Origin of the sequence: Pseudochrobactrum asaccharolyticum, from assembly GCF_003314995.1 — a bacterium.
Classification (GTDB): Bacteria; Pseudomonadota; Alphaproteobacteria; order Rhizobiales; family Rhizobiaceae; genus Pseudochrobactrum; species Pseudochrobactrum asaccharolyticum.
In genome coordinates, this window is record NZ_QNRH01000002.1 from 525377 (window position 1) to 539944 (window position 14568).

At 50.6% G+C, this 14568-nt stretch carries 11 protein-coding genes and 1 tRNA gene; 6 read left to right on the forward strand and 6 right to left on the reverse strand.

Annotated features, from left to right (window positions below):
* Positions 1-5: 5 nt before the first annotated feature.
* The 3 genes from cyoA to DFR47_RS06900 all read right to left on the reverse strand — a co-directional run bounded on the left by cyoA (position 6) and on the right by DFR47_RS06900 (position 4649).
* Entirely contained in the window at positions 6-950 is a 945-nt protein-coding gene (cyoA, locus tag DFR47_RS06890; RefSeq protein WP_113943640.1) for a ubiquinol oxidase subunit II, read from the reverse strand.
* 747 nt (positions 951-1697) lie between these two features.
* Positions 1698-1916 carry a hypothetical protein gene (locus DFR47_RS06895; protein WP_113943641.1) on the reverse strand — a complete coding sequence of 73 codons (219 nt, stop codon included), beginning with the start codon at positions 1914-1916 and terminating at the stop codon, positions 1698-1700.
* A gap of 279 nt (positions 1917-2195) precedes the next feature.
* A complete protein-coding gene (locus DFR47_RS06900; protein ID WP_425373334.1) occupies positions 2196-4649 on the reverse strand; it encodes a DNA translocase FtsK in 2454 nt (817 codons plus the stop codon).
* A 1336-nt stretch (positions 4650-5985) separates the two neighbouring features.
* Here DFR47_RS06900 and DFR47_RS06905 point away from each other — a divergent pair.
* Positions 5986-7647 (forward strand): FMN-binding glutamate synthase family protein, encoded by a 1662-nt coding sequence (locus DFR47_RS06905; protein ID WP_113943642.1) that lies wholly within the window; start codon positions 5986-5988, stop codon positions 7645-7647.
* 40 nt (positions 7648-7687) lie between these two features.
* Here the strand turns inward: DFR47_RS06905 and DFR47_RS06910 are convergent, their stop codons facing one another.
* Complete coding sequence (locus DFR47_RS06910; protein ID WP_113943643.1) at positions 7688-8953, reverse strand: NAD(P)/FAD-dependent oxidoreductase; 1266 nt, start codon at positions 8951-8953, stop codon at positions 7688-7690.
* Positions 8954-9171: 218 nt separating this feature from the next.
* Between DFR47_RS06910 and DFR47_RS06915 the strand changes: the two genes are divergently transcribed.
* A complete protein-coding gene (locus DFR47_RS06915) occupies positions 9172-9384 on the forward strand; it encodes a hypothetical protein (protein WP_113943972.1) in 213 nt (70 codons plus the stop codon).
* Positions 9385-9549: 165 nt separating this feature from the next.
* On the opposite strand, the gene DFR47_RS06920 is transcribed toward DFR47_RS06915, so the two are convergent.
* Positions 9550-9625: transfer RNA gene (locus DFR47_RS06920), tRNA-Ala, on the reverse strand.
* Between the two features lie 257 nt (positions 9626-9882).
* Positions 9883-10272 (reverse strand): TIGR02300 family protein, encoded by a 390-nt coding sequence (locus tag DFR47_RS06925; protein WP_113943973.1) that lies wholly within the window; start codon positions 10270-10272, stop codon positions 9883-9885.
* Between the two features lie 112 nt (positions 10273-10384).
* Here DFR47_RS06925 and DFR47_RS21545 point away from each other — a divergent pair, with 112 nt between their 5' ends.
* The 4 genes from DFR47_RS21545 to rpsA all read left to right on the forward strand — a co-directional run bounded on the left by DFR47_RS21545 (position 10385) and on the right by rpsA (position 14526).
* Positions 10385-10639, forward strand: coding sequence for a hypothetical protein (locus DFR47_RS21545; RefSeq protein WP_147245514.1), 255 nt, complete (start codon positions 10385-10387; stop codon positions 10637-10639).
* A gap of 10 nt (positions 10640-10649) precedes the next feature.
* Positions 10650-12002 carry a 3-phosphoshikimate 1-carboxyvinyltransferase gene (gene aroA, locus DFR47_RS06930; RefSeq protein ID WP_113943644.1) on the forward strand — a complete coding sequence of 451 codons (1353 nt, stop codon included), beginning with the start codon at positions 10650-10652 and terminating at the stop codon, positions 12000-12002.
* A 5-nt stretch (positions 12003-12007) separates the two neighbouring features.
* On the forward strand, positions 12008-12649 hold the full coding sequence (cmk, locus tag DFR47_RS06935; protein ID WP_113943645.1) for a (d)CMP kinase: 642 nt from the start codon (positions 12008-12010) through the stop codon (positions 12647-12649).
* Positions 12650-12825: 176 nt separating this feature from the next.
* Positions 12826-14526: a 30S ribosomal protein S1 gene (gene rpsA / locus DFR47_RS06940; protein WP_113943646.1), complete on the forward strand. Its 1701-nt coding sequence runs from the start codon at positions 12826-12828 to the stop codon at positions 14524-14526.
* The last annotated feature ends 42 nt before the right edge of the window (positions 14527-14568 follow it).

A 14568-nucleotide genomic window follows, 5' to 3' on the forward strand; every position in this document is an offset into this window, starting at 1 on the left:
TCCCGTCAGTTAGACGCAGGTTCCGCAGGCGATTCTTTTTTCACAGAAGATGTGATGAACGGCGAAAGCTTTTGAACGCTGCCGCCACCATGGCTGACACAAGGTGTCTTCCCATCCACGCAGCGACCGATAATGGCGCTGAACAGGCCAGGCTCGGTGGATGCGTAATGTGTAACCGGGTGTTTCTCTGTCGGCTGATCCAGCTCGATATAACCTGCACGGTTCAGCACTTTGTCAGAGGTACGAACTTCAGAAACCCACTTCTCAAAGTCACCTTCTGTCTTCACATGCGTTGTAAAGCGCATCTGAGCAAAACCATCACCGCTATAGTTCGCGGAAATACCTGCATAGGTGCCGGTTTCATTACCGATAAGGTGGAGTTTGGTCTGCATGCCAGGCATTGCATATACCTGACCACCCAAAGCCGGAATGAAGAAGGAGTTCATAATGTGGCCGGAGGTGATACGGAAGTTCAGCGGACGATCTACCGGTACAACCAGTTCATTCACCGAGGCAATGCCCTGCTCCGGATAGATGAACAGCCATTTCCAGTTCATTGCCACGACTTCAACCTGAACCGGCTTGGCCGCATGTTCCAGCGGACGGTAAGGATCCAGTTCGTGTGTCTTAACCCAGGTCACATAACCAAGAATGAGAATGACGATGCACGGAATAACCCAGACAAAGGCTTCAATCTTGTTGGAGTGATGCCAGTCAGGCAGATATTCATTATCCTTGTTGGCACGATATTTATTCGCGAAATAGAGTGTCGCGATAATCACCGGCACAACGATCAGCGACATGATGACAGTCGCAAAAACAATCAGGTCACGTTCCTTAATGCCAACTTCGCCTTTAGGAAACAAAACAACCTGCTGACACCCTGCCAGAATTGCCGTCATCATCAGAACCGCACCAATGCCTACTGAGCGGAATAATCTGTGTTTCATTTAAATTTTCCGTCTTGAATGCGCCCGGGGCAGGCCACATATCAACATTCACCAAGGTATTTTATGTGATCCATAAAATACAAAGGCACCTTAACTGCTTTGAAATGCTGTATTATTTCTGATCTGAATTTATTTCAGAACAAGAAGAATATACAGTAGTTTCGGTAAATCCTGAAATTCATAGGCAAAAAAGCCCCGTATTTCAACACCGGAAGCCGTTATACAACATTTCAGAAACTCTGCAGGAACAGCTATTCATCGAATATGAAAACCGTTCCGTATCAGACGAGCCAGCCTGTAGGTATTGACCGTCCCGATACAAAACATCTGCAGGAAAGCCGCCGCATCACGCCGATTCAGTCTGCCATCCAGAGACTTTTGCGGCTTCTATAAGCATGAATCCATCGAACAGCAAGATGAATCTCGGTCACGTTTTCGCGTGACGCGCGTAAAACTATACATTCCAGTCAAGTTTTTTAGGCTGAGCAGCTGCGAAATCACTTCCTAAAACAAAGCGAACAAAAATAAAATTATGAGAAATGAAAATATACAAAATGAAAAAGGCCGGGATATCCCGACCTTCCATTAAACGTCTCAATTATTGCCAGTACATCCGTGGTCAAAAATCAGACGAATTTCTTAAATTCAATATATGTATAGAGAGCAAATATTTCAAGAACATGACAGATATACGATATTTTCGTGAATCAGTCTTTCAAAATATAACTACTCAAAACCTATTCTAATTTAAGCGACTGCGCGCTCCTGATAACCGCCCTGCTGCCGCGCATCCTCATGCGCAATATAAGCATAGACCTCATCCATACATTGCTGCAGCATATCCAGATCCACAGGCCCCATACGGCTGAGATAGATATCCATCTCACTGGCAGGCACACCGCGCTTAATCATTTCCACAATCGCCTCGACAACGATTACCTTCTGATCAAATCTGTAACGCTGCATAATCCACCTCACGCATTTCAGAGTGTTCCATCTCTTTATGCTCCCATATGGTTAATATGCTATGAATATGCCCGAATTAACAACAGGGAATAGCTGTCATTTTTCAATAAGATAGAACCGAAACGAAAATTCTGAACAATAATAATATTTCACGTAAAATTATAAAATAATAATATAGAGCAATTTTCTCAATATAAAACAAAACTACCCGTCGGCTTATAACCAGACGGGTAGTTGAAACATTCTTTTTTACAGTGATATGCAAATCACTTGTACATTTTACATACCGTCATTCTGGCCGAGGATTTCACGTTTACCAACATGATTGGCAGCACCGACAAGGCCTTCCTGCTCCATGCGTTCAACCAGAGAAGCAGCACGGTTGTAACCGATCGACAGACGGCGCTGGATGTAAGAGGTTGAGCATTTCTTATCACGCAGCACGACCTTCACGGCTTTCTCATAGAGATCATCACCATCTTCGGAGCCCATATCGCTCTTGTCAAAGACAGCACTGTCATCCTCAACGGCATCCGTCTCTTCTTCATCGGCGGTCACAGTGGCCAGATAATCCGGACGTCCCTGCTCTTTCAGATGATTAACGACCTTTTCCACTTCTTCATCGGAGACGAAAGGACCATGGACACGAACGATGCGGCCGCCACCGGCCATATGCAGCATATCACCCTGACCAAGCAGTTGTTCTGCACCCTGCTCACCGAGAATGGTGCGGCTGTCGATCTTCGATGTGACCTGGAAGGAAATACGGGTCGGGAAGTTCGCCTTAATTGTACCGGTGATCACATCAACGCTTGGTCGCTGTGTCGCCATGATCAGGTGAATACCGGCCGCACGTGCCATCTGCGCCAGACGCTGGATCGCACCTTCAATTTCCTTACCGGCAACCATCATCAGGTCGGCCATTTCATCGACGATAACGACGATGTAAGGCATTGGTGTCAGATCCATTTCCTGTTCTTCATACAGGATCTCACCGGTCGCTTTGTCAAAACCAGCCTGTACCGTACAGGTAACAGTCTCACCTTTTTCACGCGCAGCAGCAGCACGGGCATTGTAGCCGTCGATATTACGCACACCGAGACGCGACATCTTGCGATAGCGCTCTTCCATTTCGCGCACGGTCCATTTCAGCGCCACAACGGCCTTCTTCGGATCGGTAACGACAGGGGTGAGCAGATGCGGAATACCGTCATAAATCGACAGTTCCAGCATTTTCGGATCAATCATGATCAGGCGGCATTCTTCCGGCTTCAGACGGTAGAGCAGCGACAGGATCATTGTATTAATGGCAACCGACTTACCGGAACCGGTGGTACCGGCAACCAGCAAATGCGGCATCTTGGCGAGTTCGGCAATCACCGGCTCACCGCCGATGGTTTTACCAAGGCACAGTGCCAAACGGCAATTGGTGCGCTCGAAAGCTGGCGATTCAATCAGTTCGCGGAAATAAACCGTTTCGCGGATCGAGTTCGGTAGCTCAATACCGATCACATTGCGCCCCGGCACCACTGCAACACGGGCAGAGAGTGCCGACATGGAGCGAGCGATATCATCAGCCAGACCAATCACGCGGGAGGATTTCACACCTGGTGCAGGCTCGAATTCATAGAGCGTGACCACAGGTCCCGGACGGACATGGATAATCTCACCACGCACACCGAAATCTTCAAGAATGCTTTCCAGCAAACCAGCGCTGCGCTCCAGCATTTCCTGCGAGATAATCGCACCGTCTTTATAGATCGGCTCCTGCAACAAAGCGCGTGGTGGATATTCATAGCCTTCACCGGACATGACAGTTCCGGTTTCAATCGCGGTCGGCGAGAAGATCGACAAGTTAATTGAAGATGAAGAATTACGCGCCGCAGCCGGAGCTGCAGCAAATGTTACCGGTACCGCAGCTTTTTCGGCAGGTGCTTCCACCTGTTCAGCAACAACGTCCGCAACGTCTGCTACAGGTTCGCTCTGCTCAACAACAGCCTCAGGCGCTGTCTCGATAGTGGCTTCAGCAGCAACAACCTGCTCTTGTTCCTGTTCAACCGGAGCCGCAACTTCGCTCAGAGATGACGGTACAAGCAGCGCCTGTGTGGCAATGGAATAGACAGGCATCTGATAGCCTGACAGACCAAAGCTGAAGGACGGCAAAAACGGATTGCTTACTTGCGCAACAGCAGGTGCTGTTTCAACAGGGGCAGCTTCTGCAACAATATTTTCTGTAACCTGAACAGCTTCAATAACAGGCGTTGCGATTTCGGCCGGTGCTTCTGCCGGCACGCTGACTTGTGGTTCAACCACGACAGCAGGTTCAGCAGCAACAACCTCTTCCGTCTTTTCCTGAACAACGTCCTGAACAGGGCGCAGCTCAACAGCACGGAACATGCTCAGAATAGATTTTGTCTCAATAACCGGTGCAGCGGCAGTTTCTTCAACCGCAATGGCCGCAACAGGTGCAACAACTTCAACCGCTTCTGCCACAGTGACAACCGGTGTTGTTGATGCTGGCAGAATGTCCGGCAGACCGGCAAATTCCCAGAATGCAAAATCAGACAAATGGCTGAGCTGCAGACTGCTCTGCTCGCTTTCAACAGCAGGAGCAGCAGTCACTTCCGCAACTACAGGTGTTTGCGGCAAATGAGAAACTACAGCATTCACAACTTCAGCTTCAGGAATAACGGAAATAACCGGCGACGATACGGCGCCAGCCAATGGTGCCATTGCTTCAACATGCGGTGCGACCGGCACAACCGGCAAGCGCAGACGTGCGGCAACAATCATGCTGGAAGGACCGCGCAATACCGGCGCAGTGCGCACCGGCTGCGTTGCAGCGGCAGTAGTAACAACAGCAGGCTGTACCGCCTGCGCCGCAGGCGCTGCGGCCTGTTCATGTGCAACAACCGGCTGTGTTTCTTCTTCCGCACCGAATTCTTCAATCAGCTTGGCGCGCAGACGCATCAACTCATTTTCGGGCGTGCGGGTAAAACGGACATTTTCAGCCAGAGCAAAAGCGTTTTTCCAGACTTTCTCGTCGGAACCGAATTGCTCACGTACAGACAGTCCCTGATAGGCCACATGCGGGCTGTTCATAATCATGGTCGGATTAGCAGGTTTTGGATGAACCGGCGCAGCAACGGCTTGCGGTGCTGCAACTGGTGCCGCCTGCTGTGCGGCAGATTGCGCAACCACAGTAGGCTCTTCAGCCGGAGCAGCACGTTCTTGATCCATCCAATGTTTAACCGCAAAATTGTTGCTCATCTGCTTACTCCTAAGCGGGTATGTCGGGATTGAGGTCACAGTTTCAGCAGCTGTGGCAGGCACAATTTCTGTGACAACAGCCGGAGCATAGCTGAGAGGCGAAGGCACCTCCGCTTCTGCAAAATCTGTTCCTGCAAAAACCTGTTCTTCCGGCTGATACTGTGTCTCAGATATAAAAGAGCCGGCAGCAACCTGCTCAAAGCTCTGCACTTCATGCGGCGGGGATACCGGTTCACGCATGTCAGCGGAAGCCGCAAAGCGGTCAGACGTTGCTATGGAGAAATTGGATCGTGGAATACGCATGGACATGAAAAACCAAAAAATACGCTACTGAGTTCTGTCCACAAAGTAATAAAAAATGAAGGTTAATAAGTTCCTTCCAAATCGCACTTGTGATCAGGCATTTACGATCACCGACACAACGAAACTCCGCAAAACTGATATAAATTTATGTTTATTTTCATTGCCTTAAATAGATCACCAGCCATTTTTCGGTCAGGAAATATTATTTCCTCACGTCTTGCCGCCGGTACAGCAGGCATCCTCAGACAGATAAGCCCCCTTCATTGAAGCATGCGGCATTTAAGCAAAGCTAAAAATATCCTTTGAAAGACATTTCGGGGTAAAATCTCCCTCCCACAGGCCAATTCACGATTAATTGCGCATATTTTTCGTTATTTACGCATCACGTCAGACAAGAATCCCCCTCGCAATCATGCGGCGGGTGGGCTAAGGAGACGCCAATCGACCGGTTAAGCGACTCTTTTTCAAAAAGCGGCTCATTCCGGCTCATATAAAAATGGTGACACTCATGCTCTCTTATCAGCGTTATGCGGTTTTCACATGTGTTGCGCTTCTGACAATCGCCTCGTTTCTCGGAGCGGTTTATTACAGCGAATGGCTGCTTATCATAACTGCGATTTCCAGTGCCCTGCTCGGCCTTGGCGTTTATGATATTTTCCAGTCCAGACACGCGATCCTGCGCAACTACCCGATCATCGGCCATATGCGCTTTATCCTTGAAAGTATCCGTCCGGAACTGCGCCAGTATATTATTGAAGGCGACCGCGATGAAGAACCTTTCAGCAGAGAGATTCGCGGCCTTGTCTATCAGCGCGCCAAAGGCGTGGAAGACAAACGCCCTTTTGGTACAATTGAGAATGTATACGGCTCCGGCTATGCGTGGCTGACACACTCAGCGGTGCCGATGGTTATTAAGGATACGGATTTCCGTGTCCGTATCGGCGGCTCGGCCTGTAAACAGCCTTATGATGCCAGCCTTTATAACATTTCGGCTATGAGCTTCGGTGCACTGTCTGCCAATGCTATTCTGTCTTTGAACAAAGGCGCGAAGATGGGCAATTTTGCCCATGACACCGGTGAAGGCAGCATCAGCCGCTATCATCGTGAAGGCGGCGGCGATCTGATTTATCAAGTTGCATCCGGCTATTTCGGCTGCCGTAATGATGACGGTACATTCTCGCCGGAAAAATTTGCCATTCAGGCTGCCGATCCTCAGGTCAAAATGATTGAACTGAAAATCAGTCAGGGTGCCAAACCCGGTCATGGCGGTATGTTGCCAGCCAAGAAAATCTCTCCGGAAATCGCCGAAGCACGCGGCATCCCGATGGGCAAAGACTGTATTTCGCCACCGGCACACAATACTTTCTCCACGCCGATCGGCATGATGGAATTTATCGGCCAGCTTCGTGAGCTTTCCGGCGGCAAACCTGTCGGCTTCAAACTCTGCATCGGTCATCGCCGCGAATTCATGTCGATGGTCAAGGCCATGCTAAAAACCGGCATTTATCCGGATTTTATCGTCGTTGACGGTAAAGAAGGTGGCACCGGTGCGGCTCCGCTGGAATTTACCAACCGCGTTGGTATGCCGATGCTTGAAGGCCTGACCTTCGTGCATAACACGCTGCGCGGTGCCGGTATCCGTCATGAAGTCAAAATCGGTGCAGCAGGCAAGATTGTTTCCGCCTTTGATATTGCCCGTACATTTGCTCTGGGCGCTGACTGGTGCAACTCGGCACGCGGCTTCATGTTTGCTGTCGGCTGCATTCAGGCACAGTCCTGCCATACCAATACCTGCCCTGTCGGTATTGCCACGCAGGACCCGCTGCGTCAGCGTGCGATTGATGTGGATGATAAGAGCCACCGCGTTGCACGCTTCCACCGCAATACCATGCATGCTCTGGGTGAGCTTGCCGGTGCGGCCGGTCTGAGTGACCCGCGCGATTTCATGCCTTACCACTTCATGTTCCGTCAAAAGGACAATGAATTCCTCGACGGTAATGAAGTCTATCCGTATCTGCCAAACGGCTTTCTGGTTTCCGGTTCTGAAATTGCAGAACTGTCTGACTGGTACAGCCGCTGGGATCGCGCTTCTGCGGAAAGCTTCGCGCCACCGGAAATTCCGCATGGCCCGTTCACCCGCCGCAAGATTGCTGCCTGATTAAAAAAATCCCGCCAAATGGCGGGATTTTTTAATGCCTTCAAACTTCAGGATCACGCATGGTTTCTTTTTGCGTGATCAGACGCGCACTTTGCAATCCGCTCAGATAAATCCACAGCCAGCTCCATGCGACGGCAAGGCGTGACCGTGTTCCGATCAGGAAGTAAATATGGGCAAGCCCCCAAATCCACCACGCCAGAATGCCTTTCAGCTTGAAATTACCGAATTCAATCACTGCAACTTTACGGCCGATTGTCGCCAGATTGCCCTGATGCCGGTATTTGAAAGTTTCAGGCGGCATTGTGCCTTTCAATGAAGCACGGATGCATTTTGCAACAAAGCTCCCCTGCTGCTTGGCCGCAGGCGCAATACCTGGCACGGATTTATCCTCGCCCCATTTCACTGATGCTGTATCACCGATCACGAAAACCGACGGATCATCCGCAAGCCGCAAATCCTTGGTGACAACCACCCTGCCCGCCCGATCCGCCTCTGCTCCCAGCCATTGGGCAGCAGGTGATGCCTGCACTCCGGCCGCCCAGATGATCGTCCGGCAGGCAATCGGCTCCTCTCCGATTGTTATACCGTTTTCATCGCAGGCTGTTACCGGCACACCGGTACGCACGGTCACACCGAGCTTTGTCAGAGAGGTTCTCACATAGTCAGACAGGCTCTCACTGAAACTCGGCAACACCCGCCCGCCTGCTTCCACCAGCAAGACTTTGGCCTGACGTGTATCAATCCGGCGAAATTCGCGCGGTAATGTATGATGGGCAAGCTCGGCAATCATACCAGCCATTTCCACACCTGTCGGTCCCGCACCAATCACTGCAAATGTCAGTAATGCCTCACGTTTAGCCGGATCTGCCTCCAGTTCTGCCTGCTCAAAGGCCAGCAGCATACGCCTGCGAATTGTGGTTGCATCCTCCAGCGTTTTCAAGCCGGGTGCAAAATCCTCCCACTTATCCTTACCAAAATAAGCGTGGCGTGCGCCTGTAGCCAGAACCAGGATATCATAGGGCAGTTCGGCACTGTTACGCAGACGCACAATTTTGCGATCACGGTCAATACCAACAACTTCATCAAGCAAAGTCGTTACTTCGGAACGATCGCGAAAAAGATGGCGGATCGGCCATGCAATCTCCGAGGTTGCAAGCACCGTAGTAGCCACCTGATATAATAAAGGCTGAAACAGATGGTGGTTACGGCGATCCACTAAAGTGATGTCCAGATCGGTCTTTTTCAGACCATGTACAACCTGCAAGCCGGCAAAACCCGCACCAATAACCACAAGCTTCTTTTTCATAACGCATCCCGTTCTGCATGAGATCTGTCCGCCTGAAAACATACCACCTATTTTGCCTTTATGCTGTATTAACCGTGCCAAGAGCCTAATCCCTTAAACTTGGATCAGTCTAAGGTGAAATTATGCTCTAATTTTAAAGTGGCACTAAGGCATAGCTTAATGCGCAAGAAGTTCCTACAAGCAGGCCTGAGCAATAAAGATGAATGAAAGCAACCACCATGAATTTGACCCTTTTTAAGTCCCTGTGCAAAGACGGTAAATTCAAAGAAGCGCTAGCTCTGGCAACAACCGGCTACGAGGAAGACAGACTGGCCCCTACTCGTTTTTCTATGGATAAAAAAACCGGAAACCCGATTTTTTACCGGGGCAACAAGCGTGTAGAACTGAATGCTGACAATGAATGGCAGATCTCAAAGAACCTGAACTTCTGATAAAACCTTATCTTCATCAGAAGATTTTCATTTCACTGGCGACCAGTCACTGCATATTGCAAAGATAGCTATTGGGGCGGTTTCATTGGTCGCAATGAAAAGAATCGATCAGAATGTTTTTTTTAAAAAGCATTGATTTCAATATATGAAATTTCTTGTGATTTTTGGTGGAGCCAAGCGGGATCGAACCGCTGACCTCTTGCATGCCATGCAAGCGCTCTCCCAGCTGAGCTATGGCCCCATTACCGATCATGCTTTGAAACATGCCGACCTGAGCGTCGGTTCCGGTGGTGCGAAGCAGATTATGATCTGTTCGTGACGGCTACATAAATTGCCTTTCACAGAAGATCAAGAGGAAAAAGCAAACTCTTTCAAAGATATCCAGATTATTTGCTCAAAGCACTGAAAAATCTCTGCGCCTGTGCACAACAAGTCAAAAAAAATGCCCCGTACTGATATCAGTACGGGGCATTTACAATTCACAATCAGAAGAGCTGATTAGCCTTCGTCGTCGTCACCAACGCCGCCGCCGCCGCCCAGAAGACCGGACATATCATCATCTTCGTCTTCATCATCAGGTGTCAGGAACGGATCATCATCATCGCCGAGATCCACATCGTCATCATCATCCAGATCCGGAATATCGTCGCCCTTGGCTTCGTCATCCGCATCTTCCAGAGATACGAATTCCGGTGCATCCAGTGCTGTATCCAGTTCTTCAGTTTCTGTTTCTTCCTCTTCTACGCGGGTATCCACGGAAGATACGAAATAAGAAAGCGGATAGGATTTACCTGTATAAGGGGAAACAATCGGGTCCTTATTCAGGTCATAAAATTTCTTGCCCGTTTCCGGATCGATACGTTTTGTGCCAAGTTCAGATTTTGCCACGTCAAGCCTCATAAGTTGTGCCGGCTGCGGCATCCGCACATCCCCCGAAACAGGAGATAAAACCGGAAAGCCTTTTCGGTGTTTTTTGGTGCATAAACGGATTTAGCTACCTTTGTCAAAGCCAAAGACACATGTTTTGCTGAAACATGCTTCTTTAACAGGTTTCGTGGCCAAAATACGCCGGTTTATTGCCGCTCTTAAACCGGCAGTGCTGAACGACGACATTTCAGCCAGTTTGCAGGATGACCTGCTTTGTTTAGTTTGCAGGATGACCTGCGGTAAAACCTATGCTAGACCTGAGCCACCTCGATTGACCGCGCTGTCTGAAACGCGCTTAGAAGCTTACAAAAACGGCAGCATAAACTGACTGTAATATTATGTCTCACTCTCAAGTTTCCAAACCTGCAACCGCTCGTCGCTCCCGCGACCTGAAGGGCGATATCCGCATTCCGGGCGACAAATCGATTTCTCACCGCTCCTTCATGTTCGGCGGCCTTGCATCGGGTGAAACCCGTATTTCCGGCCTGCTGGAAGGCGAAGATATTCTGGCCACCGGCAAAGCCATGCAGGCTATGGGTGCACAAATCCGCAAAGAAGGCGACATCTGGATTATCAACGGCACCGGCAACGGCTGCCTGCTGGAATCAGAAACACCGCTGGATTTCGGCAATGCCGGAACAGGCGTGCGCCTGACCATGGGGCTGGTCGGCTCCTATGATATGAAAACCTCATTTCTTGGTGACGCATCCCTCACATCGCGTCCGATGGCACGCGTGCTTAATCCGTTGCGTGAAATGGGCGTACAGGTTGAAGCTGCGGAAGGCGACCGTCTGCCGCTGACTTTGCATGGCCCCCGCACCGCAAACCCAATCCGTTACCGCGTACCGATGGCCTCGGCACAGGTTAAATCGGCAGTTCTGCTGGCCGGTCTCAACACACCGGGTGTAACCACGGTCATTGAACCGATCATGACCCGCGACCATACGGAAAAGATGTTGCAGGGTTTCGGTGCCGATCTGAGTGTTGAAACCGACAAAGACGGCGTCCGTCACATCCATATCGCCGGACAGGGCAAGCTCACCGGACAGACGATTGACGTACCGGGCGATCCGTCCTCAACCGCCTTCCCGCTTGTGGCTGCGCTGATCACAGAGGGTTCAGACCTCATCATCCGCAATGTGCTGATGAACCCGACCCGTACCGGCCTGATCACCACTTTGCAGGAAATGGGCGCCCAGATCGACATTCTCGATCCGCGTCTTGCAGGCGGTGAAGATGTAGCTGACCTGCGCGTACGCTCATCGAAGCTTACCGGCATCACCGTTCCGGTTGACCGTGCGCCATCCATGATCGACGAATATCCGGTTCTGGCTATTGCCGCCGCTTTTGCGGAAGGCGAAACCATTATGGATGGTCTGGATGAGTTGCGTGTCAAAGAATCAGACCGTCTTGCAGCTGTTGCCCGTGGCCTTGAAGCCAATGGTGTCGATTGTACTGAAGGCGAAATGTCGCTGACGGTGCGCGGCAATCCGTCCGGCAAGGGTTTTGGCGGCGGCACTGTTGCCACCCATCTCGACCACCGTATTGCCATGAGCTTCCTCGTGCTGGGACTGGCTTCTGAAAAACCGGTGACCGTTGATGATGCGACAATGATCGCAACCAGCTTCCCTGAATTCATGGATCTGATGCGGAACTTGGGCGCAGATATCACTGTGGCCGAGGCAAAATAACTGTAATGCAGAATAAAGCTTTCATCATCGCCATTGACGGGCCGGCAGCTTCCGGAAAAGGAACGCTGGCCCGCAACCTCGCAAGCCATTATGGTTTTCATCATCTCGATACCGGCCTCACCTATCGCGCAGTTGCTAAAGCCTTGATTGATCAGGGTTTACCGCTTGATGATGAAGCCATTGCCGCACGGGTTGCACAGGAACTCGACCTGAAAGGGCTCGATCGCACTGTGTTGTCTGCCCATGAGATCGGTGAAGCAGCTTCCAAAGTTGCTGTCATGCCGGAAGTGCGCCGCGCTCTCGTGGAAGCCCAGCGCAAATTCGCAGATAACCTGCCCGGCACGGTGCTGGACGGGCGCGATATCGGCACTGTTGTCTGCCCTGATGCGCGGGTGAAACTCTATATCACCGCTTCTGCGGAAGTGCGGGCAGAGCGTCGTTTTAATGAAATGCGTGCAAAAAACGCTGATGCGGATTATAATGCAGTTCTGGACGATCTGAAGCGCCGTGATGAGCGCGACATGAACCGCTCGGCTTCGCCGTTAAAACCCGCAAGCGATGCGCACTTGATCGATACCAGTAAAATGGATATAGAAGCGGCATTTCTAGAGGCTAAAAAGCTGATAGATGCAGCATTGCGCAGCTGATTACCTTCTGAATTTCAGAAAAATCATAGAGTTGTGCGTCTTTTATATAAAAAATGTCTGTTTTCAGGCCATGCGCCGGATTGTTCTTTTTAAGAACGGCTTGTCTTCAGACTTTCTCGAAACACCAACCCCCGGCGCCGTATCCCGTGAATTTCACGGATACATCAGGAGTCTACATGTCAGATTTTAACCCGACACGCGAAGATTTTGAAGCTCTGCTGGCTGAGTCCTTCGCCAATAATGACCTTGCAGAAGGTTATGTTGTTAAGGGCCGTATTGTTGCCATCGAAAAAGACATGGCAATCATCGATGCAGGTCTCAAAGTTGAAGGCCGCGTGCCGCTGAAGGAATTCGGCGCTAAGGGCAAAGACGGCTCGATGAAGCCGGGCGACGAAGTAGAAGTTTACGTTGAGCGTATCGAAAACGCGCTTGGCGAAGCTGTTCTGTCGCGCGAAAAAGCTCGCCGCGAAGAAAGCTGGGTTCGCCTCGAAGAGAAATTCGGCAAAGGTGAGCGCGTTGATGGCGTTATCTTCAATCAGGTTAAGGGTGGTTTCACCGTTGATCTCGATGGTGCCGTTGCGTTCCTGCCACGTTCACAGGTTGACATTCGTCCGATCCGCGACGTTACACCTCTGATGCACAACCCGCAGCCGTTTGAAATCCTGAAAATGGACAAGCGTCGCGGCAACATCGTTGTGTCCCGCCGTACCGTTCTGGAAGAATCCCGTGCGGAACAGCGTTCTGAAATCGTTCAGAACCTTGAAGAAGGTCAGGTTGTTGACGGCGTTGTTAAGAACATCACCGATTACGGTGCGTTCGTTGACCTCGGCGGCATCGACGGCCTGCTGCACGTTACCGACATGGCATGGCGCCGTGTAAACCATCCTTCCGAAATCCTGACTATCGGTCAGCAGGTTAAGGTTCAGATCATCCGCATCAACCAGGATACACATCGTATTTCCCTGGGCATGAAGCAGCTTGAAAATGATCCTTGGGATGGCATCGGTGCGAAATATCCGGTTGGCAAGAAGATCACTGGTAACGTAACCAACATCACCGATTACGGTGCATTTGTTGAAATCGAACCAGGTATCGAAGGTCTGATCCACGTTTCCGAAATGTCCTGGACAAAGAAGAACGTACACCCGGGCAAAATCCTGTCGACCTCTCAGGAAGTCGAAGTTGTTGTGCTCGAAGTGGATCCGGTCAAGCGCCGTATTTCGCTCGGTCTCAAGCAGACCCTCGACAACCCATGGACAACTTTCGCTCAGAAATACCCAGCCAACAGCGTTGTTGAAGGCGAAGTCAAGAACAAGACCGAATTCGGCCTGTTCATTGGTCTCGACGGCGATGTAGACGGCATGGTTCACCTGTCGGATCTCGACTGGAACCGTCCGGGCGAACAGGTTATCGAAGAGTTCAACAAAGGTGACGTTGTTAAGGCAGTCGTTCTCGATGTAGACATCGAAAAAGAACGTATCTCCCTCGGCATCAAGCAGCTGACCGGCGACAGCGTTGGTGAAGCAGCTTCTTCCGGCGACCTGCGCAAAAACGCAGTTGTTTCCTGTGAAGTAACCGGCATCACCGATGGCGGCATCGAAGTTAAACTGGTTGACCACGACATCGAAAGCTTCATCAAGCGTTCGGATCTGTCCCGTGACCGTGACGAGCAGCGCCCAGAGCGTTTCTCCGTTGGCCAGAAAGTTGACGCACGCGTTATCGCTTTCGACAAGAAAACCCGCAAACTGCAGGTTTCCATCAAGGCTCTCGAAATTGCTGAAGAAAAAGAAGCAGTTGCTCAGTACGGTTCCGCAGACAGCGGTGCATCGCTCGGTGACATTCTTGCTGCAGCAATGAAAAAGTCCGAAAACAACTAATTTATGAGCGGGGCTTTATCCGCGTGATAGAGCCCTGTTTAT

Coding starts and splice junctions, on each gene's coding strand:
- cyoA (WP_113943640.1), bottom strand. CDS start 950: ATGAAACACAGATTATTCCGCTCAGTAGGCATTGGTGCGGTTCTGATG.
- DFR47_RS06895 (WP_113943641.1), bottom strand. CDS start 1,916: ATGCAGCGTTACAGATTTGATCAGAAGGTAATCGTTGTCGAGGCGATT.
- DFR47_RS06900 (WP_425373334.1), bottom strand. CDS start 4,649: ATGGCACCATTGGCTGGCGCCGTATCGTCGCCGGTTATTTCCGTTATT.
- DFR47_RS06905 (WP_113943642.1), top strand. CDS start 5,986: ATGGTGACACTCATGCTCTCTTATCAGCGTTATGCGGTTTTCACATGT.
- DFR47_RS06910 (WP_113943643.1), bottom strand. CDS start 8,953: ATGAAAAAGAAGCTTGTGGTTATTGGTGCGGGTTTTGCCGGCTTGCAG.
- DFR47_RS06915 (WP_113943972.1), top strand. CDS start 9,172: ATGAATTTGACCCTTTTTAAGTCCCTGTGCAAAGACGGTAAATTCAAA.
- aroA (WP_113943644.1), top strand. CDS start 10,650: ATGTCTCACTCTCAAGTTTCCAAACCTGCAACCGCTCGTCGCTCCCGC.
- cmk (WP_113943645.1), top strand. CDS start 12,008: ATGCAGAATAAAGCTTTCATCATCGCCATTGACGGGCCGGCAGCTTCC.
- rpsA (WP_113943646.1), top strand. CDS start 12,826: ATGTCAGATTTTAACCCGACACGCGAAGATTTTGAAGCTCTGCTGGCT.